The organism is Pseudomonas sp. R3-41 (genome assembly GCF_054161485.1).
Genome location: NZ_CP096421.1, coordinates 3,669,108 through 3,693,164 on the forward strand (window position 1 = coordinate 3,669,108; position 24,057 = coordinate 3,693,164).

The 24,057-nt window shown below is 60.0% G+C and carries 27 protein-coding genes; 11 read left to right on the forward strand and 16 right to left on the reverse strand.

The window, feature by feature from the left end:
- Nucleotide 1: 1 nt before the first annotated feature.
- From M1D99_RS16190 to M1D99_RS16240, 11 genes are all read right to left on the reverse strand, one after another.
- Entirely contained in the window at nucleotides 2-1,108 is a 1,107-nt protein-coding gene (locus M1D99_RS16190) for an enoyl-CoA hydratase/isomerase family protein (protein WP_434570212.1), read from the reverse strand.
- Nucleotides 1,109-1,242: 134 nt separating this feature from the next.
- Entirely contained in the window at nucleotides 1,243-1,950 is a 708-nt protein-coding gene (locus tag M1D99_RS16195) for an HPP family protein (protein ID WP_434570214.1), read from the reverse strand.
- 176 nt (nucleotides 1,951-2,126) lie between these two features.
- Nucleotides 2,127-3,506 carry a UDP-glucose dehydrogenase family protein gene (locus tag M1D99_RS16200; protein WP_434570216.1) on the reverse strand — a complete coding sequence of 460 codons (1,380 nt, stop codon included), beginning with the start codon at nucleotides 3,504-3,506 and terminating at the stop codon, nucleotides 2,127-2,129.
- A gap of 93 nt (nucleotides 3,507-3,599) precedes the next feature.
- On the reverse strand, nucleotides 3,600-4,355 hold the full coding sequence (locus tag M1D99_RS16205) for a metal-dependent hydrolase (protein WP_434570218.1): 756 nt from the start codon (nucleotides 4,353-4,355) through the stop codon (nucleotides 3,600-3,602).
- 3 nt (nucleotides 4,356-4,358) lie between these two features.
- Entirely contained in the window at nucleotides 4,359-5,327 is a 969-nt protein-coding gene (locus M1D99_RS16210) for a fatty acid desaturase family protein (protein WP_434570220.1), read from the reverse strand.
- Nucleotides 5,320-6,597 (reverse strand): MFS transporter, encoded by a 1,278-nt coding sequence (locus M1D99_RS16215; protein WP_434570222.1) that lies wholly within the window; start codon nucleotides 6,595-6,597, stop codon nucleotides 5,320-5,322. The genes M1D99_RS16210 and M1D99_RS16215 overlap by 8 nt, the downstream gene beginning before the upstream one ends.
- On the reverse strand, nucleotides 6,594-7,181 hold the full coding sequence (locus M1D99_RS16220) for a hypothetical protein (RefSeq protein WP_225917576.1): 588 nt from the start codon (nucleotides 7,179-7,181) through the stop codon (nucleotides 6,594-6,596). The genes M1D99_RS16215 and M1D99_RS16220 overlap by 4 nt, the downstream gene beginning before the upstream one ends.
- Before the next feature lie 297 nt (nucleotides 7,182-7,478).
- On the reverse strand, nucleotides 7,479-8,399 hold the full coding sequence (locus M1D99_RS16225; RefSeq protein ID WP_434570224.1) for a LysR family transcriptional regulator: 921 nt from the start codon (nucleotides 8,397-8,399) through the stop codon (nucleotides 7,479-7,481).
- 136 nt (nucleotides 8,400-8,535) lie between these two features.
- Entirely contained in the window at nucleotides 8,536-9,075 is a 540-nt protein-coding gene (locus tag M1D99_RS16230; protein WP_458130434.1) for a hypothetical protein, read from the reverse strand.
- 30 nt (nucleotides 9,076-9,105) lie between these two features.
- A complete protein-coding gene (locus M1D99_RS16235; RefSeq protein ID WP_434570227.1) occupies nucleotides 9,106-9,897 on the reverse strand; it encodes a putative hydro-lyase in 792 nt (263 codons plus the stop codon).
- 91 nt (nucleotides 9,898-9,988) lie between these two features.
- On the reverse strand, nucleotides 9,989-10,936 hold the full coding sequence (locus M1D99_RS16240) for a LysR family transcriptional regulator (RefSeq protein ID WP_434570229.1): 948 nt from the start codon (nucleotides 10,934-10,936) through the stop codon (nucleotides 9,989-9,991).
- A 240-nt stretch (nucleotides 10,937-11,176) separates the two neighbouring features.
- Between M1D99_RS16240 and M1D99_RS16245 the strand changes: the two genes are divergently transcribed.
- Together M1D99_RS16245 and M1D99_RS16250 are read left to right on the forward strand one after the other, a co-directional pair.
- A complete protein-coding gene (locus M1D99_RS16245) occupies nucleotides 11,177-12,418 on the forward strand; it encodes an OprD family porin (protein WP_458130435.1) in 1,242 nt (413 codons plus the stop codon).
- Nucleotides 12,419-12,666: 248 nt separating this feature from the next.
- Nucleotides 12,667-13,239 (forward strand): phosphoglycerate mutase family protein, encoded by a 573-nt coding sequence (locus M1D99_RS16250; protein WP_458130436.1) that lies wholly within the window; start codon nucleotides 12,667-12,669, stop codon nucleotides 13,237-13,239.
- Here M1D99_RS16250 and M1D99_RS16255 read toward each other — a convergent pair.
- From M1D99_RS16255 to M1D99_RS16265, 3 genes are all read right to left on the reverse strand, one after another.
- Complete coding sequence (locus tag M1D99_RS16255) at nucleotides 13,228-13,908, reverse strand: class I SAM-dependent methyltransferase (RefSeq protein ID WP_458130437.1); 681 nt, start codon at nucleotides 13,906-13,908, stop codon at nucleotides 13,228-13,230. The genes M1D99_RS16250 and M1D99_RS16255 overlap by 12 nt on opposite strands.
- Before the next feature lie 56 nt (nucleotides 13,909-13,964).
- Nucleotides 13,965-14,594, reverse strand: a complete 630-nt coding sequence (locus M1D99_RS16260) for a LysE family translocator (protein WP_434570236.1) — start codon at nucleotides 14,592-14,594, stop codon at nucleotides 13,965-13,967.
- Nucleotides 14,595-14,729: 135 nt separating this feature from the next.
- A complete protein-coding gene (locus tag M1D99_RS16265) occupies nucleotides 14,730-15,272 on the reverse strand; it encodes a TetR/AcrR family transcriptional regulator (protein ID WP_458130438.1) in 543 nt (180 codons plus the stop codon).
- A 185-nt stretch (nucleotides 15,273-15,457) separates the two neighbouring features.
- On the opposite strand from M1D99_RS16265, the gene M1D99_RS16270 reads away from it, so the two are divergent.
- A complete protein-coding gene (locus M1D99_RS16270) occupies nucleotides 15,458-16,456 on the forward strand; it encodes an NAD(P)-dependent oxidoreductase (protein ID WP_458130439.1) in 999 nt (332 codons plus the stop codon).
- A 49-nt stretch (nucleotides 16,457-16,505) separates the two neighbouring features.
- On the opposite strand, the gene M1D99_RS16275 is transcribed toward M1D99_RS16270, so the two are convergent.
- Complete coding sequence (locus M1D99_RS16275) at nucleotides 16,506-17,264, reverse strand: SDR family oxidoreductase (RefSeq protein ID WP_434570241.1); 759 nt, start codon at nucleotides 17,262-17,264, stop codon at nucleotides 16,506-16,508.
- Between the two features lie 121 nt (nucleotides 17,265-17,385).
- Here M1D99_RS16275 and M1D99_RS16280 point away from each other — a divergent pair, with 121 nt between their 5' ends.
- The 6 genes from M1D99_RS16280 (at nucleotide 17,386) to M1D99_RS16305 (ending at nucleotide 21,670) form a co-directional block, all read left to right on the forward strand.
- Nucleotides 17,386-17,964 carry a TetR/AcrR family transcriptional regulator gene (locus tag M1D99_RS16280; RefSeq protein ID WP_186705757.1) on the forward strand — a complete coding sequence of 193 codons (579 nt, stop codon included), beginning with the start codon at nucleotides 17,386-17,388 and terminating at the stop codon, nucleotides 17,962-17,964.
- A gap of 80 nt (nucleotides 17,965-18,044) precedes the next feature.
- Nucleotides 18,045-18,950: a transcriptional regulator GcvA gene (gene gcvA / locus M1D99_RS16285; RefSeq protein WP_434570243.1), complete on the forward strand. Its 906-nt coding sequence runs from the start codon at nucleotides 18,045-18,047 to the stop codon at nucleotides 18,948-18,950.
- A 68-nt stretch (nucleotides 18,951-19,018) separates the two neighbouring features.
- Nucleotides 19,019-19,846 (forward strand): EamA family transporter, encoded by an 828-nt coding sequence (locus M1D99_RS16290; RefSeq protein WP_434570245.1) that lies wholly within the window; start codon nucleotides 19,019-19,021, stop codon nucleotides 19,844-19,846.
- Nucleotides 19,847-19,879: 33 nt separating this feature from the next.
- Complete coding sequence (locus tag M1D99_RS16295; RefSeq protein WP_458130440.1) at nucleotides 19,880-20,641, forward strand: SDR family oxidoreductase; 762 nt, start codon at nucleotides 19,880-19,882, stop codon at nucleotides 20,639-20,641.
- Nucleotides 20,642-20,763: 122 nt separating this feature from the next.
- Nucleotides 20,764-21,252: an AAA family ATPase gene (locus M1D99_RS16300; RefSeq protein ID WP_186705606.1), complete on the forward strand. Its 489-nt coding sequence runs from the start codon at nucleotides 20,764-20,766 to the stop codon at nucleotides 21,250-21,252.
- Nucleotides 21,245-21,670, forward strand: coding sequence for a MarR family winged helix-turn-helix transcriptional regulator (locus tag M1D99_RS16305; protein WP_186705607.1), 426 nt, complete (start codon nucleotides 21,245-21,247; stop codon nucleotides 21,668-21,670). Before M1D99_RS16300 ends, M1D99_RS16305 begins: the two co-directional genes overlap by 8 nt.
- Here the strand turns inward: M1D99_RS16305 and M1D99_RS16310 are convergent.
- Complete coding sequence (locus tag M1D99_RS16310) at nucleotides 21,667-22,782, reverse strand: NAD(P)/FAD-dependent oxidoreductase (RefSeq protein ID WP_434576496.1); 1,116 nt, start codon at nucleotides 22,780-22,782, stop codon at nucleotides 21,667-21,669. The genes M1D99_RS16305 and M1D99_RS16310 overlap by 4 nt on opposite strands.
- A gap of 256 nt (nucleotides 22,783-23,038) precedes the next feature.
- On the opposite strand from M1D99_RS16310, the gene M1D99_RS16315 reads away from it, so the two are divergent.
- Nucleotides 23,039-23,284, forward strand: a complete 246-nt coding sequence (locus M1D99_RS16315; RefSeq protein ID WP_434570251.1) for a hypothetical protein — start codon at nucleotides 23,039-23,041, stop codon at nucleotides 23,282-23,284.
- A gap of 95 nt (nucleotides 23,285-23,379) precedes the next feature.
- Nucleotides 23,380-23,964 carry a hypothetical protein gene (locus M1D99_RS16320; RefSeq protein ID WP_434570253.1) on the forward strand — a complete coding sequence of 195 codons (585 nt, stop codon included), beginning with the start codon at nucleotides 23,380-23,382 and terminating at the stop codon, nucleotides 23,962-23,964.
- Nucleotides 23,965-24,057: the final 93 nt, after the last annotated feature.

The following is a 24,057-nucleotide window of genomic DNA, read 5'->3' on the forward strand; positions in this document are numbered from 1 at the left end:
CTCAGTTCCCGTGGTCGTCGAAGCCGTCGAAGAAACTCGCCACATGGTCGGCGTCCAGCGCCTCCAGGGTCGGCGGGTTCCAGCGCGGGTTCTTGTCTTTGTCGATCAGCAAGGCGCGCACGCCTTCGATCAGGTCTCCGCGTTCGAACCATTGCCGGTCCAGGTGCAGCTCCAGGGCAAAACAGTCTTCCAGGTTCAAATGCCGGCCGCGCCGCAGCATTTGCAGGGTCACGGCCATGGCCAGGGGCGAGCGGCTGTCCAGCAGGTCGGCGGTCTTCACCGCCCATTCATGACTGTTGGCGACGGTGACCTGGCGCAACTGCTCGACCATGCTCGGTACGTCGGGCAGGGCAAAGAAATGGTCGATGGCTGGGCGCAAGTCGGCCAGGGGCGGGGCAGGGAGCTGTTGCTGGCCGAGCTTGGCCAGCAGGCTTTGCAGATCCTTGAGCGGCGTGTCGTGCCATTCCAACCGATCGAGACGCTCGTCCAGCTGCTTAAGCTTGCGGCTGTCGAGGTACCAGTCGGCGAGCCCGCAGTACAACGCGTCGGCGGCGCGGATCTGTACGCCGCTGACCCCCAGGTAGATCCCCAGCTCACCGGGAATGCGCGACAGGAAATAACTGCCGCCGACGTCGGGGAAATAACCGATGGCGACTTCTGGCATGCCCAGGCGACTGCGTTCGGTCACGACCCGCAGGTCGGCGCCTTGCACCAGGCCCATGCCGCCGCCCAGCACGAAGCCGTCCATCAAGGCGAGGATCGGTTTGCGGTAGTGGTGGATCGTCAGGTCGAGGGCGTATTCCTCGACGAAGAAATCTTCGTGCAGGGTATCGCCTTGTTTGTGACTGTCGTATAGCGAGCGGATATCACCGCCGGCGCAGAACGCTTTGTCACCGGCGCCACGCAGTATTACGGCGCGGATCTGTGGGTCGAGTGCCCACGTATCGAGTTGTTGTTGCAAGCTGCGCACCATGCCCAGGGTCAGGGCATTGAGGCCGGCGGGGCGGTTCAGGGTCAAGTGGCCGACGTGATTGCGAACGTCGACCAGCACCTCATGGGCCACGACTTCGATGGTTTCCGCAGCTTGGGATGAAACCTGAGCTGTCATCGCTAACTCCCTGCTTTTATTGTTTTTTATGAATTGTGTCGCGCGTACCCGATCAGGATCGTACCAGTGCAAATTTGCCTTGCACAACCGGGATACGTGCAGGTCCTGTCTGCATATTTATAGCAGTCACAGGCTCAACCGCGACTTGAAAGGACCTCCGTGATGCTGCGGCGCTTGGCATTTCGCTCGCTGACGTGGATGAGTTGTTCCAGATCTTCCGGGGTGACGTCGAAGAATGCCTCCATTTCCGCCAAGGCCAATTTCAGGTCTTCGGCGGTGATGGCCTGGCGGTCGACGGGAGGGTGGTCAGCCGGTATGACGGCCACCGGTTCGCTGGCGCGCTTGGGATAGCGCACCCGCGTCAGGTTGTTGTAGGCCAGCGCAAAGATGAGCAACCCGGAGCCGGCCAGCATGGCCGCGCCGACCGCCTGCCAGTCCAGGGCAACGATAGACGGATCCGCCAGCACCAACGTCGCCGCCAGGGCACCGGCCGGCGGGTGCAGGCAACGCAGCCAGCACATCAGCACCAGCGCCATGCCGGCCGCCAGGCAGGCGCTGCCCAGCGTACGCCCCAGGACATGGGCCACCAGCAGCGCCACGACCGACGCGCACAGGTAACCCCCGACAATCGACCACGGCTGCGCGAGGGCGCCCGATGACACGGCAAACAACAGCACGGCCGAAGCACCGAGGGGCCCGATCAGGTGTTGTGCCACCTCCAGGCCAAAGACCTGGCCACATAACCAGACACTGAACAGGGTCCCCAATGCCATGCCGATGGCGGCGCGGCTCCATTCGGTGGGACGGGTATTGATAGCGGCGGGGATCCAGCGAGAAAACATTAAGCGAAAATCCAAAAAACGAACAAAAAAAGGGGCTTACGGGGAGGTCCCAGAAAGCCCTTTAAGTGTTCCAACAGTTGGGGGAGGAACGGTGCACAGTGTGCCGGTCACAACCCTCGCTTACAAATTCATATTAATGCTGTTTGAGTGCATTAATTTTGAGGTAACGATCTCGCTCAAGCACTTCTGGAGGCTGGGAACCAGGTCTGCTGGGCAATGGGCAGGCCGCGCGATTGCCCGCGGCCCATCGGGAAATAGGTGAAGCCCTTGTCGGCCATGCGCTCCGGGTCAAACAGGTTGCGACCGTCAAAAATCACCGGGGCCTTGAGCCGCTGCCGGAGCAGGTCGAAGTCCGGCGCCTTGAAGGGCTGCCATTCGGTGCAGATGACCAGCGCGTCGGCGCCCGGCAACACCGATTCCGGCGTGCCCATCAACATGAGTCGGGTCTCGTCGGGGTAGAGCAGTTGCGTCTGCTGCATCGCCTCCGGGTCATACGCACGGACGCTGGCCCCGGCGGCCCAGAGCGATTCCAGCAGGGTGCGGCTCGGTGCGTCACGCATGTCGTCGGTGTTGGGCTTGAAGGCCAGGCCCCACAGCGCGAACGTCTTGCCGCGCAGGTCGCCCTGGTAGAATGCGTTGATCCGTTCGAACAATTTGTGTTTCTGCCGCCCGTTGATGGCTTCCACCGCTTGCAGCAAGTCGCTGGAACAATGGGCCTGCTCGGCGGTGTGGATCAAGGCGCGCATGTCCTTGGGAAAGCACGAGCCGCCGTAGCCGCATCCCGGGTAGATGAAGTGGTAGCCGATGCGCGAGTCGGCGCCGATGCCCAGGCGCACGGACTCGATGTCGGCCCCCAGGTGTTCGGCCAGTTCGGCGATCTGGTTGATGAAGCTGATCTTGGTCGCGAGCATGCCGTTGGCGGCGTATTTGGTGAGTTCGGCGCTGCGCAGGTCCATGAACAGGATCCGGTCGTGGTTGCGGTTGAACGGTGCGTACAGATCACGCATGGTTTCGCGCACTTCATCGCGCTCGCAGCCGATCACGATGCGGTCCGGACGACGGCAATCGGCGACCGCCGAGCCTTCCTTGAGAAATTCCGGGTTGGAGACGATATCGAACTGCAGCAAGCGACTGGCCTTGAGCAGGCATTTGTCGATGTGCGCCCGCAGGACGTCGCCGGTGCCCACCGGCACGGTGGATTTCTCCACCACAATGAGCGGTTGCTCGCGGTAGCGGGCGACGGCCTCGCCAACGACCAGGACCTGGCTCAGATCTGCGCTGCCATCGTCCCGGGAGGGCGTGCCCACCGCAATAAACAGTACCTGGCCGTGTTGCACGGCAAGTTGTTCGTCACAGGTGAAGTGCAAGCGCCCGGCCTCCAGCCCTTCACGCACCAGCGCGGCCAGGCCGGGCTCGAAAATACTCACCTGGCCTTGCCGCAGGCTGTCGACCTTGCGCTCGTCGATGTCCATGCACACCACGTCATGGCCCACTTCGGCCAACACGGCGGCTTGCACCAACCCTACGTAACCACTTCCGAATACACTGATCTTCATGGCGGATTCCCTGGATCATTCCGAGTGGGCGACCTGCACAACCCGCGTTCGCCGCAGTGCGCTGGGCTCAGAATAAGTCGGGGATATTGCAGTTCACTGACAGTCCGCCGCCGCAGGTGCTTTCAGCGGTAGAAAGTAGGCGGCCCATCCGGCGGCCAGCAATGCCAGGTTTGCACCATCGCGTAGCAGCAGCCGGCCCGTCGCCTGTCGCAGTCGTTTGGCGCTGACACGGCCCCGGGCGATGTCCAGGCGAGCAAAACCAAACAGATGACGCAGGACATCGAACGCCATGAGCGCCGACGCTGCCAGAAAATAAAGAATGCGCTGCCAATAGGGGACACCCAGCGCCTGCAGCAGGTCGGTGGTGACGTGCTGATGGGCGACTTCCTCGGCGCAATGCCAGCGCCACAGGCGTGTTTGTGGCGAGACGCGGGTCGACAGCAGCCCACCGTCGCGCAAGGCGATCCGGGACGTGACCGCTGTCACGTGTTCAAACGCAGCGGCCAAGGACAACTGCGCATTGAGTGACAATTTGCTGCGCAAGGCATCGAGATCCTTTTCGATTCCGTGTTCGTATTTTCGGACCTCAAACCCCTGCTTTTCCAATTGCTGGTTGTACAACCGGTGCGCTCGCTGGTGGGCGCGTTCCTCGGTCACGAAGCGGCGCGATTGTTCAGCCAGCGTCGAGGTTGGTGGCAAGCGCAAGGCGGATGACTCAACCACCGATATCACGAACTGTTCGCCGGCGGGCAGCAGCACCGAGAACGCGTCAAACAGGTAGGTCTTGATCGGTGTGTCGTTCCAGAAGGGTTCAGGACGATCGGTGGCCTGCTGTCGGATGGAGTCCATCGGTCAGTTCCTCATGCGTGAGCTTACAGCGGTATAGGCAGCGACTTCGCGTATCAGCCCCGTGCAATAGCCTCGGGTGACGTGCGCTCGCTCGACGTACGCCGGGTCTTCCATGAGCGCCGCGTGCACCTGTGCCAGGCGAAAACCGGGTACGGCGGGATACCGATGGTGCTCGGCATGAAAGCCCACGCCATGAGGCGCAATCAATAGGCGCTCCCACCAAGGAGCAATGACGGTTCGAGAAACACCGTGGCCGGGTTGGGGCAATGCAAAGTGCTCGGCCACATCGCGCCAATACAACAGCACCATCAGTACCGTGAACATAGGAACCAGCCAGTACACCAGGGCCGCCAGCCATAAGTGGAACCCGGTGAGGAGCGCGGCCACCACGATTGCAAAGATCCATTGTCGGCATTGAGTAGAAGGGGGACATTGCGAGGCCATTTTCGATGTCACCAGGGCCGTTTTGAATTCGTGCAGGCTGTACAGGCCGCCGCAATGCTTGATCAGCAGGATGACCACATCGAAACTGGACTTGGGGAAGGTGAACCGATCCTGTCCTATGCACGATACCCAGTTGGGATCACGCTCGGTGGCCGTATGAAGGTGGTGGGCGGCGTGGTCTCGCCGGAAGCCGAACAAGGTGATGGTAAAAGGAAGCGCCGTCAGGAGATCCCCCAGCGTGTCGTTGAGTACCGGGCGGGTCCGGCTGAATTGGCGGTGTGAAAACTCGTGCATGAGAATGAGCAACGCATGTTGCCGGGTGCCGATGAGCACGACGGCCGGCACCGTGGCGAAAATCGACTCCGCCTGGATAGCCAGGCCAGCCGCCCCCACAATGAGCACCCATTCGAAAACCGTGCAGGCAAGCAGGCGCAACGGGGCGGGGCGTCCCCACTCCAGCAACCGGGCGCGTTCAACGCTAGGCTCGGGCCGCGAGGCTTGGACAGGTTCATGGGTTTGGTTAAACATCCGAGAGCCTCCTCAGGCCTGACCCGAAATAGGAGAAAAACACGACCGCCAGGAGTAGGGCGCCAGTGACCAGGAACAGGATCTCGATGGACACCCATTGCAAGACCCAACCCGATATCGCCGCCGAGACGGGTGCCAACCCAAAAAACACCAGCATGAACAGGCTCATGCCGCGCCCAAGCAAATGTGCTGGCAAGGCCCGCTGTAGCCAGGTGAACGCCATGACCTGCACGAAGCCGCCAAAGACGCCAATGGCAAACAGCAAGGCCACCCCTTGCCAAAGGGCATGGATCCACCCCAGTGGCATTACCAGCAAGGCGATGGCGGCGTCGACAGCGAGTAGCGTGACACCCAGGTTGACGATTCGCAGTTTTGGGCTGGCGGTAAACATCAGCATGCCGAGCAGCGTGCCGGCCCCTTGGGCGCCGAACAGCCACCCCAATGCGGTGGCCTCAGGCGTGAAGCGTGCGTGAGCCAGCAATGGCAAGGCGACCTGCACCGGCCCGCTCATGAGCAGTGTCATGGCTGCCATGTAGCTCAGGTACGTGCGCAGAGGGCGATTGTGAAAGAAATAACGCAAGCCATCCGTGGTGCTATGGCGGCTTGTTTCGGCACCAGGAATCAGACGGATAGGCAAGGTTCGCAACCCGAATGCGGACAGCGCGAAGGTCAGCGCATCGAGGGCAAACGCGATGACATAACCGTCCAGGGCAGCGTTGGCCGCCGGTCTCGTGCCAAGGGGTAGAAAGGCATGGGCGATGAGCCCGCCGGCGGCGACCGGTCCGATGGCGATGGTCAACTGCCTGAGGGCCAGGAAAATGCCGTTGGCCCGTTCCAGGTCGCGCGGGTCGACAATACCAGGCACCAGCGCACTGCCCGCCGGCAGCGTGAGCGCGCTGAACAGCCCCAACAGTGCCGCCGCCCCATAGATGATCGGTAACGTGGCATGGCCGGTGTAGAGCGCCCAGGCCAGGCCGACCAGGGTCAGCGCACTGCCGTAGCAGCCAGACATCCAGATCGAACGGGCACCAAACCGGTCGACCAGCGAGCCGCCCGTCAACAGGAACAGGGCCCGCGGCAGAGCCAGCGCGGCGAATGCCCAGCCAAGCGTCATGGGCTCTGGCGATATCGCCATGATGAGCAAGGGAAAGGCGACCAGGGTGAATTGATCGCCCACCATCGATGCCACGGCGCACGCCAGCAAACGGCGGAAATTGCGATCGTGAGCCAGTGGTCGCGCCTGGCCCTCCAGCGCAAGGGAGGTATTCACAAGCACACGAAGAACAATTTTTTCATGCGCTGCAACCAGCTCAGCGGGAGCCTTTTCCAGATGAAAGAAAGCCCCGACAGCGGCACCTTGCCCTGGATCAGCACGCCGACGTCCAATGAGGGCTCATGGGGAAAGTAGTTGTCCCGGATCGCGACAATTCGCCGAAATCCCTTTTTAAAGTAATAGCGCAGTTGGGGATCCAGTGGCAGCCCCTGGCGCTGGCTTTGCACGTAGCGGGTGACCGGGGTATCGGGATTCTTCGACAGCCAGTCCCGCAGGCCCGGAACGGGGGAGCCAAGGTAGACGTCCGACCAGCCCTGTTTCAGGGCGTAGGGCCAGAAAAACTCGAAAACGGCGTTCGCGGCCTTGGGGTCGACACTGCTCAGGCTGATGCCAAACAGCGCGCCAGTCCTGGCGGATTCATCGCCGTGCTGTTTCCTGGCGCAGTCGGCCCAGGTCGAGCATTGGCGAATGTGATCGTGCCGGGTCGGCTTCATGAACAACGACGCCCGCGCCGTGCCGCTGCGTGCGCAAAACGCACCGACACTCAGGGCCGGGAATGCGGCGATCCGCGATGCAAGCATGGCGGCATCGGCTCGTTGATCGTCCGTCCATTTCTTTTGTTCGAGCTCCAGCAAGGAAGGGATGTCTGCGCATGACAGGAACCGAACGCAGACCTCCTCCTCACGGGGCATCTCGCCGCGCCGCGCGTCATGTCGGCGTGGCGGGTGATTCGGGGTTTTAATCGGTGCCTTGGGCGTTCTGTTTTTCAGGAATGCTTGCATCAGTTGGAGGGCTCACCGATTGAAGTGGACGGGGATCAATCGGTGCCCACGGTATGTCAGCGGTGTGAAAATCTGATGACGGAATGAATGCTCGGCTTAATTCATGTCGAGCCGATAGCCGGCCGGCAGTTGCGCGACGAACTCGCCAACCACTTCCCGGGTCAGGCTGACGATGTCTTCCACTCGCTCCATGCCGGCACCGGTTCGCCAACTGGCGACGATGTCCATGACCGAGGGCAGCGGCACGCCATCCACCAACGTCAAGGTGCCTTGGGCCAGTTCACCGACCACCAGCGCCGCGGGCATGGCGCCAATGCCGAAGCCGTCGCGAACCAGGCGGGTGATGGCCGATGCCGAGTTCACGCAGTTGATGCGTGGCGAGACGATGTTGGCCGAGTGCAGCAGGTTGAGGATGTCCTGGTGGGGCCGTGAGTTGCGCGAGAAGGTTACGATGCGTTCCTGGGACAAATCTTCCAGCGACCCATAGGCGCGGTCATAGGCGGAGCCGGTGCGTACCACCCAGTGCATCGGATAACGGGTCAGCAATGCGTTGCGCACGCTGTCCAGGCGCAGGATGTCGGTCTGGAAAATGATGTCCTGGTAGCCCTTTTCCAGTTGTGAGCAAAGGTTGCTCGCGGTGTCGGCCGACAGTTCGATTTCCAGGGCCGGGTAGCATTCCATCAGGCGAGTGACCAAGGGGCTGAGCCAGGTGTGGATCACCGTATCCATCGCACCGATGCGGATCCGGCCACGCACCTGGCGCGGATCCTTGATCGCGGCTTTCATGCTTTGCATGGTGTCCATGATGCGCTCGGCGTATTCCAGCACGCGCTGGCCTTCGGAGGTCAGCGACACCCCTTTGGAATCGCGCACGAACAGCCGCACACCCATTTCGTCCTCCAGGGCGGCGATCCGGCTTGAGATGGACGCCTGGGTGGTGAACAGCTTCTCCGCGGTGAGGCGAAAGCTCTTCAGGCGGGCCACCCAGACGAAGGTTTCGAGAAACTTGATGTTCACTTGGGGCGGTTCCTTGGCGCAGTCATGGAAAGCATGGAAACTGTGGCGAGAGGATTATCACCCACCCTCTGTGGGAGCAAGGCTTGCTCCCACAGAGAAATCCCCTCCCACAGTCGCTAGGCAGGTTTCATATTCTTCACTGCTCGGCATTAGCCATATACAAGACCACTTCTTGCAACTCATGCAGATCCGGCACGTTATCGACAGCCGCTTCCGGCAGGCACCACGGATAGTCCAGCCTCGATGCCCAGGCCATGATCTTCGGCAGATCGGTCGCCGGCAGGGTCTTCATGTGTTCAATGGTGATGGTCAATCCCTCGGCCAGTCGCGACTGCGGATCGAACTGCCAGTCATACAGGCCGCAACCGACCCGCGCCTCGCCGCTGCTCTTGTCCGACATCGCCACCAGCCATTTGCACTGGAACGCTTCGGTGTCTACTGGCGGCGGGGCGGCCAGGCAGAACGTGTAGACGTTTTCGAAGGTCTGGCCGAAGCGACTGACCAGCACATCGCCAATGGCGGTACGGCCTTCAACGTGGCCAGGAAACGTGATGGCGCCGGTGCGCACGACCATGTCCAGAATAGCAGTCGGCGTAAAGGCCTGGTCCAGCAGGTGCGGGCGGTTGCCGTCCTTGGCATTGATGTACTGTTGAATCGATTGCCGAGCCGTGTTCATCGTGTATCCCTTCAGATTGTCATTCGTGGCTTACAAATCACTGTTCCACAAGTCCGTCACCAGCATGCAGCCCGGGGCGTGGGTGATGCACAACGGTGGGCGCGAGGCCTGGACCACCGATTGAGGCGTCACGCCGCAGGCCCAGAAGACCGGGATTTCGTCGGCTTCCACAGGCACGGCGTCGCCGTAATCCGGCGTGTCCAGGGATTGAATGCCGATCAGTGACGGATCGCCGATATGCACTGGAGCACCGTGGACGTTGGGCATGCGTCCGGTGATCTGGATCGCCTGGATGGCCGCGGCGGCCTTCATCGGCCGCATGGTCACCACCATCTTGCCAGACAGTCGGGCGGTGGGGCGCGTGTCGATGTTGGTCTGGAACATCGACACATTGCGCCCCAGTTCAATGTGCCGCAAACGGATGCCGGCCTCCAGCAACGGTTGCTCGAAGGAGAATGAGCAACCGAGGGCGAAGGCCACCAGGTCGTCCTGCCACAAGTGTTCGATGTCCAGGGGCGATTCGTTCAACTCGCCGTTGCGGTAGACCCGGTATTGAGGCACTTCATGACGGATATCGATGGCGGCACCCAGGTTGCGAAAGAACGGGTCCCCTGGCTCGGTCACGTCCAGCACCGGGCAGGCCTGGCGGTTGAGGGTGCAGTAGCGCAGGAATTCATTGGCCCAGTCGCCGGGCAGAATCACGATATTGGCTTGCACGCGACCTTGGCCCAGGCCGCTGGTATGGCCTTGGTATTGGCCGGCGGCGATGCTTTGGCGCAGGGCAACGGGTGAGCATTGTTGTAATTGTTCGAAGGACGTCATCACGGGTTCTCCAAGTGGTCGTTCGCTACTTTGGGAACAGCGTGGCGATGACGTCCAACAAGGAATATTGGTACCCCGCGACAACTAAAAGTTATTCGAGAAGCGCTTGGCTGTTCAGCCCGGGGGCCGCCACCATGCGCAATGGCCCGACATCGACGGCGTACTGGCTGACCACCTGGCGGCTCATCTGGACGATATTTTCAATCAACTCCAGGCCGACGCCAGCGCGCCAGGACGCCACGACGTCCAGTTGGGGCAGGGCGGTGCCGGGGTCGAGTTGGATCAATTCGCCACTGGCCAGGGGCTTGGCCACCAGCGCGGCCGGCAAGGCGCCGATGCCGAAGCCGTCGCGAATCAGCCGGGTCATGGCCGAGACCGAATTGACGCAACTGACTCGCGGCGCACTCACCCCGTGGGCGTACAGCAGGTTGAGCACGTCCTGGTGCGGACGCGAATGCTTGACGAAGGTGATGATGCGCTCGCCGGCCATCTCCACCAGCGACGCATAGGGCCGGGCATAGATCGATTGGCTCGCGGCGATCCAGTGCATGGGGTAGTGGCCCAGTTCCAGGTTGCGCACGCTTTCGTGGCGGACCAGATCGGTCTGGAACACGATGTCCAGGTAGCCTTTCTGCAGTTGCTCACAGAGGTTGCGCGCGGCATCGGCGGTGATCTCGATTTCCACGGCGGGGAACGCCTGCATCAGCATCGACATCAGCGGGCTGAGCCAGGTGTGGATCACCGTATCCATCACCCCGATGCGCACCAGGCCTTGCTGCGGGCTGCTGGTGTCCAGTGACTGCTTCAACGCACGCTGGACGTCGAGCATCTGCTCGGCGTAATCGAGCACCTTGAGGCCTTCGGGCGTCAGCGAGACCCCACGGGAATCCCGCACGAACAGGCGCAGGCCCAACTCCTCTTCCAACGAGGCGATCCGGCTCGAGATCGCCGCCTGGGTGCTGAACATCTTCTCGGCGGTGAGGCTGAAGCTTTGCAGCCGGGCAACCCAGACGAAGGTTTCGAGGAATTTGAGGTTCATGGAGGCTCTCTGGGTGCGTGTGGTTCTTATGATTGCAATTGTTACTCCAGATCGGGCCATCGGGCGCATCAAATTTTCTTATGGCCGATCCGGCTTTTTCCCGTTTGACGCTGCGCCGATTCGACACAAAGAATCCGCTCCACGACGCAAGCCCACTGCGCCGGCATCCCCATGACAACAATAACGAGGCGTGCGCAGAGCCCCTGGAGGGTTCGCTCGCGCCCATAAAAGGAGCGCGCCATGCAACACGCCACATTCCCTCGATGGACCTGGACCTCGGCGGGCACCTTGCTCGGCCTGAGCCTGATCGGCGTGCCGAACGCCCAGGCCGATTTCATCGCCGACAGCAAAGGCAGCCTGGAGGCTCGCAACTTCTACTTCAACCGCGACTTCCGCCAGCACGGCGCACGGGACAAGGCCGAGGAATGGGCCCAGGGTTTCCTGCTGCGAATGGAATCGGGATACACCGCCGGAACCGTCGGTTTCGGCCTCGATGCCTTGGGCATGGCCGGCTTCAAACTGGACTCCGGCGGCGGCACGGCAGGCACCAATCTGTTGCCGGCGGATCTGTCGGGCGGTTCCCAGGACCGTTATGGCGAACTGGGCCTGACCGCCAAGGTGCGCCTGTCCAAGAGCACCTTGAAGCTGGGCACGTTGCAGATCAAGGACCCGGCGGTGAGTTCCAACGACACGCGCCTGTTGCCGGGCACGTTCAAGGGCGGCTTGCTGAGCGTGCAGGAAATCGATCGCTTGAAGCTGACCGCCGGGCAACTCACCCAGATCAACTTTGTCGACTCCACCGACTACCAGGACATGACCGCCAACCGGATGGGCGGCAGCAGCGACAGGTTTCAGTTCGCCGGGGCGGACTATCAGTTCCTGCCGAACCTCACGGCGCAATACCGCTATAGCCAGTTGGAAGACATTTACCAGCAAAATTATCTCGGGTTCGTCCACACCCTGGACCTGGGCGCAGGGCAGTCATTCAAGAGTGACGTGCGTTATTCGCGCAGTACCGAAGACGGCAGTTTCCGCGAACTCGACAACCAGGCTTTCGGCGCCTTGTTCACCTACAGCCTGGCGGGTCATGCGTTGGGCCTGGGTTATCAGCGCATGAGCGGTGACGATCCGTTCCCCTACATCGGTCGCAGTGATCCGTACCTGGTCAACTTCGTGCAGATCGGCGATTTCGCCAACATCGACGAGCGTTCCTGGCAAGCGCGTTATGACTACAACTTTGCCGCCATTGGCGTACCCGGGTTGACCTTCATGACCCGCTACATCACTGGCGACAACGTCCAGCGCAGCGCCCCGGGCGAAGGCAAGGAGTGGGAGCGCAACACCGATATTGCCTATGTGGTGCAAGACGGCAGGTTGAAAGGGCTGGGCTTGAAATGGCGCAACGCGACGGTGCGCTCGAATTTTGGCAATAACCTGGATGAGAATCGGTTGATCGTTAGCTACACCGTGGCGCTTTGGTAAGACCTCAACCTGTGGCGAGGGAGCTTGCTCCCGCTCGGCGGCGCAGCCGTCGTAACAACCCGCCAACCGTATTTTCCTGATGCATTGGGTTGAATGGGTTTGGGGCTGCTGCGCAGCCCAGCGGGAGCAAGCTCCCTTGCCACAGATGTAGCCCCTGAATAAGCTGCATGGCACTCGCTGAATGGCGTCTTTGCCTGTAGACAGGTGCGCTTCGAAAGGGATTTGCCGGGAAACAAGGAGCTGTTGCCGTGATTTACCTGATACGCCATGCCACGCCGTTGATCGATTACAAACCCTGCAATGCCCGTTCGGCCAAGCTTCGGCTGGATGAATACAACCAGACATCATCCATCGATGAGGCTGAAATTGCAGCCTTCCTGAGCCAGCCAAACGTACCTCAAATGCTCCTCGCGAGCGAAGCCAACATCATGTCCTCGCCCGTCAACAGGGCCTACGCGACGGCCTGCCGGTTGTTCGACGTGGCGCGTATCCAACAGGATGCTCGTTTACGTGAGTTTGACCTGCGGTTAAGCAGCATTCCCGTCCTGAAGATGGGCTTGAGGCATTGGTTCGCGTTGCACAGGATCCTTTGGTTGTTGGGAATTTCACTGGGGGCCGCCAGCCGAAAAGCCGAACACCAGCGGGCGCTCGGTGTGGCCGCTGAGCTTTACAGAGTCGGCGGCGAAGCTGGGAAGACCACAATCATCGTCTCCCACGGCATGTTTCTCAGAGCCGTCAGGAAAGCCCTGCAAAAGCGCGGCATGCAGGCGCACAGGGTTTATCGCTCGGGCTGTTTTACCGTCGAGTCGCTAACGCCATGAGGGGGATTGCTCGGCCACCAGCAATAACGACTGCGGCACCGGGCTTTGCGGGTGCTGTGGCTCCTGCAGGCTTACCAGTCGGAAACCCGCCATCTCCAAGGCGTTGAGCCAACTGGACAAAGTGCGCAAGTACCATGGCATGGGCTGCCATTGGCCTTTGAACCCATCGAAGGTTTCTTCGCGCCAGCCGTCCTGATAATTGCCCGCCGCCACGGTCCAGGGATGCAGCGTCTGGAGCACCAGCGCGCCGCCTGGGCTGAGCAAGGCGTTCATCGCGGCGAGCAACGGGATGATGTCCTGGTGCAACAGGGCGAAGTTGGCGCAGATCAGGTCGTAGCCGCTGCCGACGTCCACCGTCGTCTCCACCAGTGCTTCATAACTTGCCAGATGCACCGGCGAGGAACCTGACGCACGGGCCGCTTCGACCAGCGTCGCGTCGCCATCCACACCCGCCGCTTCGATGCCCCGTTCAGCCAGCGCCCGCAACAACCAACCTTCACCGCAGCCCAGATCCAGCACGCGTTCGGGCCGGCGGCTCTGCACTGCCAGCAGCATGGCCTGGTCGGTGACTGTCCGACGGCTGTCGATGGCACCGCTGCGGATGGCTTCGATCCAGGCCTGGGCATTGTGGTGCCAACTTTGGAGGAGTTTGGTTTCGGGTGACGACATTAATCCGGCTTCGCAGTGGATGAGGTAAGCATAGGACAGCCCTGAGGCGTCGCGGGTCAAAGTGGTCGATCAAGAAACAACAGGCGTGCCGCCAGCGCTGCCATGACACCGGCAAAACCATACGTGCCCAGGCGTCTTGAAAACCCACCGTTGCCCAGTTTCGCCTTGAGCTGTGCGGCGCAAACACCCAGCAGGGTATGGAAGACGAGGGCAATCAGTGCCAGCAACGCTCCCAGGAAGATCAATTGCAGGCTCACGCCGCCAGCCTTGACGTCAACGAACTGAGGCAGGAACACCATGAAGAACAGCAGCGCCTTGGGATTCAAAAGGCTGTTGAGGGCGCCTCGGCAGAAGATTTTCCACAGCGAAGCTGCCTGCAGTTGGCTGTCCTGAGTCGCGGTCGGCGTTCTCACTGCTTGCCAGGCCAGCCAGAGCAGATAACCGGCCCCGGCCAGACGCAGCACGTCGAACGCCGGCGCCCAGCTCATCACCAGCGCGCCAATGCCAGCGCTGACCATCATCGTCATCAGCAGGTCCGAAAAGGAAATGCCGAGGGCCGCAGCGACGCCGGCACGCCAACCGTGGGCCAACGCATGGCTGGTGACAAAGGCCATGTTGGGCCCCGGAACGATCAGCAGAAGCACGACAGCAACCACGAACAGGTAGAGATTGGCGGTGTCCGGCATGGGGATCACTCCGAGGGATGAGCCTCGACAGTAAGCGAAGGACGAGGAGGGCGTCAGTTACAGTCCGGGCCTATCTGATAACAACAGTCGTCCGCACATGTAAGCATCCCGGGGCCGTTACCGCAGCGCCTAAAGCTACGCCACCGTCGGCTTTACGACGCTGCGAATCAGGGAAGCGAATGTGCCAATGACCTTGTCCTCGTCGTGCCGCCCCCGCACCAACGCGCCGGACAGGGCTTCTCCCGCGCCGATGAGGCCAATGCAGCATCGCTCAAGTTCGTCAGTCGACCACATTGTGTGAGGCTCGAGCACGGCCATGAACATCTGCACACAGTTGTCCAGAAGCTCTTGGAACACCGCCGCCTTTTCTTCGCTGCCTGCCAGGGCTGAGCCCACTGCATGGAATTCGTCGGTGTTATCGGCCGCGCAATGAATGTAGGCGCTGGCCAGGACGAGGGCCGTTTCCTCCAGGCTCCGCGCAGTTTTGGACATGGCGTCACGAAAAGCGGTGACCCGCTCGGTATCGATCCACTTGTAGAGTTCGATCAACAGACCCGAGCGAGTGCCGAAATGATCGTAGACAACCGGTTTGGACACGCCAGCGCGAGCAGCCAAATGCCCCAAGGTCAACCGATCGGCATCTTCTTCACGCACGATCAATAGCGCGGTATCCAGCAATTGCCGCCGCCGTTCGGCTTTCGCAAGCCGGCGGGGTGGGGCGCCGAGAGGGCAATGCTCAGTGTTTTTCTGCACGTTTTCGTTCCTGGCCGATAAAAACCTACCAATGGTAGGTTTAAGTGCGTGATGGTGTGTTAGCTTACCTACTGAAAGTAGGTTTTAACCAGAGACAAGGAGAAAACACCATGTCACTTGATCCTATCTTGCTAATGGGCGGTTCCGGCGCTATTGGCCATCACACCGCCCGGGCGCTACGAGCCGCCCATCCCGAGGTGCCCCTGCTGATCGGTGGCCGCGACCTTGCCAAGGCTCAGCAGGCCGCAGAGCAAATGGGCGGGGCGCAGGGCGTGGTGATTGACGCCGACGCCGACGACCTGGGGCTCGGCGATCGTCCAATCAGCGCCGTGGTGGTCTTTTACATGGACCACGCCCTTGCCGGATTACGTTTTGCGCAAAAGCGCGGCGTGCCGCACCTCAGCATCTCCTCCGGCGTTTTCGAGATCGCGCCGGAAATCGCAACGTACATGCACACGCCTGATGCTTCGCCGATTGTCCTCGGTTACGAATGGATGGCCGGCGCGACGACCGTGTCGACGCTGAGCATTGCCCGAGCCTTCGGCCGAGTCCAGGACATCCGTGTCAACGCCCTGGTCGATGAGCAGGATACTGGCGGTCCGACCGTCGCCACCGACTTTGAACATTTGAACAAGATGCTGCCCGCCGCGCTGACACGGCGCGACGGTGTGTTCGTCTGGCGCGAAGGAGAGGACTCCAAGGCAGGATTCCACGCGGTGGATGGTACGAAGATCGAGGCCACCGGCTTCTCGTCCATTGATGTCGTTGGCCTGGCGGCTGCGACGGGCGCGCCGAATGTCCAGTTCAACCTGGCCACCGCAGTAAGCTCAACCCGCCGCCAGGGCAGGCCGATGTCCACCGAGATCATCATCGAACTCGTTGGCGAAGACAGCCAGGGCGAGCCGCTGCAGACACGTCATGCGCTCATCCATCCGGCAGGCGCGGCCCCCTTGACTGGCCTCAGCGTCGCGATGACTCTTGAACGTTTGATCGGGTTGGACGGCCAGCCACCGACTCCGCCGGGGCTGTACTTTCCTTATCAATTGCTGGATGCCACTGCGTATCTGGAGCGTCTGAAGCAGGAGGGTGGCGAGTTGCGCAAGCTATAGGGGCCTCGCTGCAGGCTCTTTCCGGACTGCAGCGATGGCATGGTCAATATCACTCTGTCGGTGGTTTGTAGCCCGCAAGCATGTTCAATATCTCATCGTGCGAGCCGCTCGCCTCAGCAAACCGCAAGGGTTTTGCGCGCTCGACGATAAGCTCTTGTGGGGTTGGAGATATCTCGAACAGCTCGAAGATTTCATTCAAGAACTCATCCAAAGGCATGGCGTGTTCGTCATTTTCCTGCCCAAGCAACGTGGTGCGCACACCTGGCGGTGCAAGCTCGATCACCTCGACGGGCGAGGCTTCCAGTTGCACGCGAAGACTTTGAGTGAACGAATGAACGGCCGCTTTGGTTGCGCTGTAGGTCGGTGTCGCAGGCAGCGGGACGAATGCCAAAGCCGAACTGACGTTGATGATTGTCGCACTGGGCTGCTTGATCAGTTGGGGGATGAATGCGTACACCATGCGAATCGTGCCGAGCAGGTTCGTTGTCACGATATTTTCGGCGATGCTCAGGTCTTGCGCAGCGGTCAGATCCTCCCAGTGCATGATGCCGGCGTTGTTGATGAGAACGTTCAGATTCGGGTGACTGATCGCCAGCGTTTCGCAAGTGCGCTGGATGGATTGCGGATCAGAGACGTCCAGTAATACCGATTCAATACCTGGATGTTCTGACACGATCTTGTCGAGCAGAGCCTTGCGACGTCCCGCGATGATGACGGTATTCCCCGCCTCGTGCAGCCTGAGCGCCAACCCAAGGCCTATGCCTGAGGTGCTGCCGGTAACCAGGATCGTGTTGCCCGTGCTGTTCATAGTAAACTCCGGTAAGGGTATGCAAGCGGACAACTGTCCACTTGTCGAAAAAACTACCGGACAACTGTCCGCTTTGCAATACAACGAAGGAAAAACTTTGCCCAAGAATGATGAATTGGCGATGCGTTCTGACGCCAAGAAAAATCGAGAACGAATTCTGAAGGTCGCTGTGGCAGAGCTGACACTCGATCCTGCGGTCCCGCTGAGCGCGCTTGCGAAGAAAGCCGGCGTGGGGCAGGGCACGTTCTATCGCCATTTCGCCAATCGGGAGGAGCTGGTATTCGAGGTTTATCAATTCGAAATGCAGCAAGTGGCCTCGTTGGCGCAAGAGCTGCTCGCGACAAAACCCCCAAAGCAAGCCCTCCGGGAATGGATGGACTGCCTCGCAGAATATGCAATGACCAAGGCTGGGCTTGCGACCGCGATACGACAAGCCGCCTCCACTTACGAGTTCCCAGGGAAGTCGGGATACGCACCCGTCCAGGCCGCGGCCGAGTCGCTTTTGAGGGCCAATGAAAAGGCCGGAACGATTCGTAGCGGGGTTACCCACGATGACTTTTTCCTAGCCACTGCCGGAATTTGGCAAATCGATTCCCAGAGCGATTGGCGCTCGCGCCTCGCCAGATTGATGGACCTGGTCATGGATGGTCTCTGCGCTGGCAGTCCCGAAAGCCGGAAGGATCAACCGTCCGACACCTGACTCGGTGGCCGGCGAACAGCTGGCTATAATGAGCGATGCAAAGGCGCTAGCATGAAGGTTTACTCATAGAGGGGACCTTCATGCGAAACCTCCCGCCTTCTTCGAGCCTGCGAGCCTTTGAAGCCGCCACGCGGCACGCCACCTTTACCGCGGCAGCAGAGGAACTGCATGTCACACAAAGCGCAGTGAGCCACCAACTCAAGCATCTGGAGCAGCTCTGGGGATTGCAGTTGTTTCATCGCGGTAACGCGCTGCACCTGACTTCGGCCGGTGCAGCACTCGCGCCCATCGTGCGGGAGTTCTTCATGAAGCTCGAGGCCACCCTGGCCGATTTGCGCGAGCAAAACGGGCGGCAGCGGTTGAGCGTCAGCACGACCTATTCCTTCGCCTTGAAGTGGTTGCTGCCCAGGCTTGCGGATCTGGCGCAAGCCCATCCGGAAATCCTGCTGACCCTGGACAGTACCGACAACCCCATTAACTTCTCGACGGCAGACCCAGACGTTGCTATCCGCCTGGGCAACGGTCATTTCCCTTCGCTGTTCTCCGAGTTTCTGTTCCGCGAGCAGATTTTTCCTGTCGCCAGCCCAGTGTTGCTCGCACGTTTTGGCACACCTCAAACGGCAGCCGAATTGCTGCGCTATCCGCTGCTGACGCGCGATGGCGCAGCGCTGGTGCCGAAATGGGAGCAGTGGTTTGCCCAGGTGGGTGTCGAGGTCACGACCTTGAAGGAAAGCATTCGCTACGCCGACACCAACATGACCATCGAGGCGGCGCTGTTGGGGCAGGGCATCGCCCTGGCACGCAGCGGGCATGTCGAAGCCGAGCTCAATGACGGCCGCCTCGAAAGGCTTTTCAACCTGCCGTTCGCATCGCCCTTGGCGTATTACTTTGTCTGTCCCAAAGGGATCGAGACCCAACCGCACATTGCCAGCTTTCGTCGTTGGCTGGTGACCCAGGCAGTTGGCGCTCAGCAGGCTTATGCATGAGCTTTTCATCATGCGCGGATGAAGAGACTTTGCTTCTATAGCGCTACTTTAGCGGTCTAGGATGATGCATGCCCTTACACATCATCTGCCTCGTCTTGTTCGCCGCGCTGCTGCACGCCAGCTGGAATGCCATGCTGCGCGGGGGCACCGACCGTTTGTGGTCCATGACCATCATGTGCATGGCGATCGCCGTGGCGAGCGCCATCGTGGCGACGCTACTGGCGCCGCCCGCCCGTGCAAGTTGGTTTTACGCCGGCCTTTCCACGGTATTGCACGTGGGCTACAACCTGTTCCTGGTGCGCAGTTACAAGTCCGGGGATCTCGGCCAAACCTATCCCATCGCCCGCGGTGTCTCTCCGATCCTGATTGTCCTGGCCGCTTCGCTGTTCGCCGGTGAGCGGGTGGCGCCGAGTGGACTGCTGGGGATTACGTTGGTGTCGACTGGAATCCTATCGCTGGCCTTTACCAGGCGTCGGCGGACGTTGCCCAACTTGCCCTACGCACTGGGAACCGGTTTTTTCATCGCCGCCTACAGCGTTGTCGATGGCATTGGTGTTCGCCTCTCCGAGGCGCCGATGGCCTACACCGCCTGGATGTGCCTGTTGTGGGGCGTGATGATGCCCATGGTTTATATCGGGCTGCGAGACACTCAAAGCCTCTTTGCCCTGCGCCCAGGGTTCGCTGTGGCCGTCGCTGGCGGGCTGGTTTCGTTATTGGCCTACGGGGTTGTGATCTACGCCATGGCTCATGCACCGATGGGCGCGGTGTCTGCGTTGCGAGAAACCAGCGTCATGTTCGCCGCGTTGATCGGGTACGTCTTTCTTGGCGAGGCATTGACCTTGCGCAAGCTGCTGGCCTGTGCCGTCATTGCCCTCGGTACGCTGGTCATCGGCTGACGTTGTTTTTTCATCCAGTCGTGAGGATTGACCATGAATGAACGTTCGCAAAAACCCGTGATCCTGATCACCGGAGGCGGGCGCGGGATCGGGGCGGCGACGGCCATACTGGCTGCTGAGCAAGGTTACGACGTCGCGCTGACCTATATCGCCGATGAAGCGTCGGCGTTGGCGGTGGCCGCGAAGGTCGAGGCCAAGGGCGCCCGTGCCTTGGCAGTACGTGCCGATAACGCCGATCCAGCACAGGTCGCCGAACTGTTCGCCACCCTTGATTTGCACTTCGGGCGAATCGATGTGCTGGTCAACAACGCCTCGATACTCGCCCAGCAGTCTCGCTTGGAGGATCTTGGCTTCGAGCGCATGCAGCGAATATTCGCGGTGAACACCTTGGGCCCGATGCTTTGCGCGCAGCAGGCTACCCGGCGCATGGCCTATCGTTATGGCGGGCGTGGCGGTGCCGTCGTCAATGTCTCCTCGGCGTCAGCCCGTCTCGGTAGCCCGAATGAATATGTGGACTACGCAGCCTCCAAGGGCGCGGTCGAAACGTTCACGACCGGTTATGCCAAGGAAGTGGCCCGGGAAGGTATTCGGGTCAATTGCGTTCGACCCGGGCATATCTATACCGAAATGCATGCGAGCGGGGGAGAGCCGGGCAGAGTCGATCGGGTGAAGGATACGATTCCCATGGGGCGCGGTGGCCAGCCGGAGGAGGCCGCGCGGGCCATTCTCTGGTTGGCGGGGGAGCAGGCTTCGTTTGTGACGGGAACCTTCCTGGATGTGACTGGAGGAAAGTAGGCTGAGGGGATATCGGCTGCCTCATTTCATGTTCGGGTAACTTCGGCCGTTCGTCGACCACAGGTTACGTCAGTCTTATTTCTCGATACTGTAGCGTTCAAGTATCTAGAAAGTAGAAAATCATGCAATCAGTCCATATGGTTTTTGGCCCTTTGGGGGCAGGGAAGTCGACGTTCGCCAGGCAGCTGAATGCCGAAGTGACCGGCGTACGCTTCTCCATCGATGAGTGGATGAACGAGCTTTATGGCCCGGACTTGCCGAAGCCCATGAACCTGGCGTGGATCATGGCCCGTGTACAACGCTGTGAAGCCCATATATGGAAGACGGCTCTACAAGTTCTGGGAGCAGGGCGCGACGTCGTGCTTGATCAAGGCTTCATGACTGAAGCTGATCGCACACGCATTCGTTTGTTGGCCGGACAAGCTGGCTATCAGGTGTCCAGCTATTTCATCGATGCTACACCCCAACTGCGGCGTGAGCGGGTCATGCAAAGGAATAGTGAAAAAGGCGAGACCTACGCTTTCGAGGTAACGGGGCCCATGTTTGATTTCATGGATTCCCGATTTGAACGTCCTTCTCCACAAGAATTGGAGCAATGCTGCAATGTCTGACAACGAATCTACCGCACCTGCCGCGAACGGCTCGATACTCGACCGCTGTGTTCGTTTCTCACGCGCCTACACCTCAGCCGCACGGCGAGTGGATGCCAAGCTCTCTGCCGTGCACGGCCTGAGCTTCAGCGATTTCATGATCCTGTACCACTTGAAACATGCACACAATGCTCGGCTGCGGCGAGCGGACCTGGCTGATCACATGGGGCTGACGGCATCGGCGGTCACCAAATCCCTGCTGCCGCTTGAAAAAATAGGCTTGGTGTCTCGCCAAAGTGACCCACGGGATGCGCGTGTAGGCTACGCCTGCCTCACGTCAGCAGGCGATCAGGTTTTTGCCGATGCGAAGGTTTCGGCGGAGTTCGCTTGCCGAGAGGTTTATGAGGCAATGGTGGGGGAGTGGAGCAAGCCTGGTTAAGCGTGACGCCGTTCAATCAGCTCACGTACGTGCTTGGCAATGGCCAGGCATGACGTCAGTCCGGGAGACTCTATGCCAAACAAATTGATCAGCCCCGGGACGTCATGCTCGCGCTGGCTGCTGATCATAAAATCGCGGGCTGGCTCGCCAGGCGCCGAGATCTTCGGGCGAATCCCGCTATAGCCCGGTTGCAGGCTACCGTCCGGCAAGTCGGGCCAGTAGCTGCGAATGGCCGCATAGAAACTGTCTGCGCGAGCCGGATTGACTTGGTAGTCCTCGGTTTCGACCCATTCGGTATCTGGACCAAAGCGTGCTTGTCCGCCCAAGTCGAGGGTCATGTGCACCCCGAGACCATCGGCTTCCGGCGCCGGGTAAATCAGATGGGTGAAGGGCGCGCGTCTGGACACGTTGAAGTAACTGCCCTTGCACAAATAGTCACGGGGCACCGCGTCAGACGGCAATCCGTCTATTCGCCGTGCCAATGCCGGCGCATGAAGGCCCGCGGCATTGATTAGCCGGCGGCATGCAAGCTCCATGGGAGCTTCCCCACCCACATGAAGGAGAAAACCGTCCGCGGTCACCTTTGCACCGAGGAACGGGGCATGGAACGCGATGCTGGTGCCGGCTGCCTCGGCGTCCCCTTGCAACGCCAACATCAGCGCATGGGAGTCGACGATGCCGGTCGAAGGTGAATACAACGCAGCGATGCATTCAAGCGCAGGCTCCAGCGCCATGGCTTGATTACGATCAAGCAGACATAGATCATCCACACCGTTTTCATGCCCTCGCTTGAGCAAGAACCGAAGCTGATCTACCTGCGCGTCAGTGTTGGCGACGATCAGCTTTCCAATTCTGCGCGTACTGACACCGTGGCTATCGCAATACTCGTAAAGTGCCTGTCTGCCCTCGACGCACAGCCGGGCTTTCAAGCTTCCGGGCGGGTAATAAATCCCCGCGTGGATGACCTCCGAATTACGCGAGCTTATGCCAATACCGATTGCCGCCCCACTTTCAATCACCAGGACTTCGTGACCTGCCAAGGCCATTTCCCGCGCGATGGCAAGCCCGACGACACCCGCACCCACGACTACGCAATCGATATCGACACTCACCGTCACGGCTCCTTTCAAATCGTTAGATGTCATCGAGAAGGTACCTTCAAGGCCGGGAGTCCGCCACCCGCTGTGACCTGTATCGCGGTTTGTCAGCGGCTTGCTCGCGACCATCAGTTCGATGAGTGTGGGCACAACTGGCATTGGCTTGACTTTGCTATTGAGAAGGGTAACGCTCATACTAGGTAGCGATGTGCCATCTATTACAAGCGCCACCTCTGTGTTGGCTAACGATAATTTAGAATAGGATATTCAGATGAAAGACTTTTTCGAAGCCAGTAGTAAACCCCTTGCTCTTGTGAGCGCAATAGTCGCAGTCATCGCGGCGTTGGTTTGGCATCTTTCTGCCAATGCGCAGGAGGCCCTGAATCTAGCTACTAATACAAACTCCGAGGCTTTCAAGACGGCCCTGAGCATGTCTTTGAAATTAAACTCGCAAGCGGCGATTCTCTCTGCTGTGTCTGCAGCGTTAGCCGCACTCTCGGTGTTAGCAAGTAAATAATTCGCTGCTACTGCCGGACCGTCTGCCTTTTTTTCGCATAATCTTGCCCTTGGCTGGGCTACCGAACAGATCAATTTCACTGTAGGAGAACTTACATGGATCCATTCTCATCATTGCTCTGGGACATCTTTAAGAATGTCCTCGGCAATCGAGTTGACGCTCTTATTTTCGGCAAGCAGGAAAATGAACCGCAGCCAGGCGCGTTGGGGCAGACAACTGAGCGCAAGGAGATCGTTGAGGCCCCTCTGGTCAAACCGCGTAGATTCAAAACGTTTGACGCCGTCTATGATCTTGAAAAGCTCTTGGCTTACGTCGACAACCCAATCGTCTATCTGTTGGTCGAAGACAGTCCAAGCTCTGCCTACAACCTTCCAAGTTACGTACTCGAATCCGGAAATACAGGAGAGTGGTTCGTCTTTACTCGGGGACGTCTTGCACTCCAAGGTAGCGGGGGCGGTCATAAAAATACCAAAGGTGTTTTCGAAGTCCTGTTGCAGAAAAAAACTAAAATTGGGGCTTGGGTAGTTGAAAAGAAACTACTTGACCAGCTCGATAATGGCCAAGCTTTATGGCCTGAAGTGAAACAGCTTTCGGTTCCGTTGTTAGCAGTCCTATCGGAAGAGTATTCATGGTCTGAAATCCAACGCCAGTTTGAAGCCCTCAGTGCAAATAAAACTTGATAGGGCTGGCACATTGATTTTCTGAGGTGGCGAAGGGTGGAGAGGCGCCAGTTATTAACAGACGTGGGATCGACTCGATTTTGATTGATACCC

What these genes read in the sequence shown, in the direction of transcription:
- M1D99_RS16190 (WP_434570212.1), bottom strand. Translation starts at nt 1,108, where the DNA reads ATGACAGCTCAGGTTTCATCCCAAGCTGCGGAAACCATCGAAGTCGTG.
- M1D99_RS16195 (WP_434570214.1), bottom strand. Translation starts at nt 1,950, where the DNA reads ATGTTTTCTCGCTGGATCCCCGCCGCTATCAATACCCGTCCCACCGAA.
- M1D99_RS16200 (WP_434570216.1), bottom strand. Translation starts at nt 3,506, where the DNA reads ATGAAGATCAGTGTATTCGGAAGTGGTTACGTAGGGTTGGTGCAAGCC.
- M1D99_RS16205 (WP_434570218.1), bottom strand. Translation starts at nt 4,355, where the DNA reads ATGGACTCCATCCGACAGCAGGCCACCGATCGTCCTGAACCCTTCTGG.
- M1D99_RS16210 (WP_434570220.1), bottom strand. Translation starts at nt 5,327, where the DNA reads ATGTTTAACCAAACCCATGAACCTGTCCAAGCCTCGCGGCCCGAGCCT.
- M1D99_RS16220 (WP_225917576.1), bottom strand. Translation starts at nt 7,181, where the DNA reads ATGCTTGCATCGCGGATCGCCGCATTCCCGGCCCTGAGTGTCGGTGCG.
- M1D99_RS16230 (WP_458130434.1), bottom strand. Translation starts at nt 9,075, where the DNA reads ATGAACACGGCTCGGCAATCGATTCAACAGTACATCAATGCCAAGGAC.
- M1D99_RS16235 (WP_434570227.1), bottom strand. Translation starts at nt 9,897, where the DNA reads ATGACGTCCTTCGAACAATTACAACAATGCTCACCCGTTGCCCTGCGC.
- M1D99_RS16240 (WP_434570229.1), bottom strand. Translation starts at nt 10,936, where the DNA reads ATGAACCTCAAATTCCTCGAAACCTTCGTCTGGGTTGCCCGGCTGCAA.
- M1D99_RS16245 (WP_458130435.1), top strand. Translation starts at nt 11,177, where the DNA reads ATGCAACACGCCACATTCCCTCGATGGACCTGGACCTCGGCGGGCACC.
- M1D99_RS16255 (WP_458130437.1), bottom strand. Translation starts at nt 13,908, where the DNA reads ATGTCGTCACCCGAAACCAAACTCCTCCAAAGTTGGCACCACAATGCC.
- M1D99_RS16260 (WP_434570236.1), bottom strand. Translation starts at nt 14,594, where the DNA reads ATGCCGGACACCGCCAATCTCTACCTGTTCGTGGTTGCTGTCGTGCTT.
- M1D99_RS16270 (WP_458130439.1), top strand. Translation starts at nt 15,458, where the DNA reads ATGTCACTTGATCCTATCTTGCTAATGGGCGGTTCCGGCGCTATTGGC.
- M1D99_RS16275 (WP_434570241.1), bottom strand. Translation starts at nt 17,264, where the DNA reads ATGAACAGCACGGGCAACACGATCCTGGTTACCGGCAGCACCTCAGGC.
- M1D99_RS16280 (WP_186705757.1), top strand. Translation starts at nt 17,386, where the DNA reads ATGCGTTCTGACGCCAAGAAAAATCGAGAACGAATTCTGAAGGTCGCT.
- gcvA (WP_434570243.1), top strand. Translation starts at nt 18,045, where the DNA reads ATGCGAAACCTCCCGCCTTCTTCGAGCCTGCGAGCCTTTGAAGCCGCC.
- M1D99_RS16290 (WP_434570245.1), top strand. Translation starts at nt 19,019, where the DNA reads ATGCCCTTACACATCATCTGCCTCGTCTTGTTCGCCGCGCTGCTGCAC.
- M1D99_RS16295 (WP_458130440.1), top strand. Translation starts at nt 19,880, where the DNA reads ATGAATGAACGTTCGCAAAAACCCGTGATCCTGATCACCGGAGGCGGG.
- M1D99_RS16300 (WP_186705606.1), top strand. Translation starts at nt 20,764, where the DNA reads ATGCAATCAGTCCATATGGTTTTTGGCCCTTTGGGGGCAGGGAAGTCG.
- M1D99_RS16305 (WP_186705607.1), top strand. Translation starts at nt 21,245, where the DNA reads ATGTCTGACAACGAATCTACCGCACCTGCCGCGAACGGCTCGATACTC.
- M1D99_RS16315 (WP_434570251.1), top strand. Translation starts at nt 23,039, where the DNA reads ATGAAAGACTTTTTCGAAGCCAGTAGTAAACCCCTTGCTCTTGTGAGC.
- M1D99_RS16320 (WP_434570253.1), top strand. Translation starts at nt 23,380, where the DNA reads ATGGATCCATTCTCATCATTGCTCTGGGACATCTTTAAGAATGTCCTC.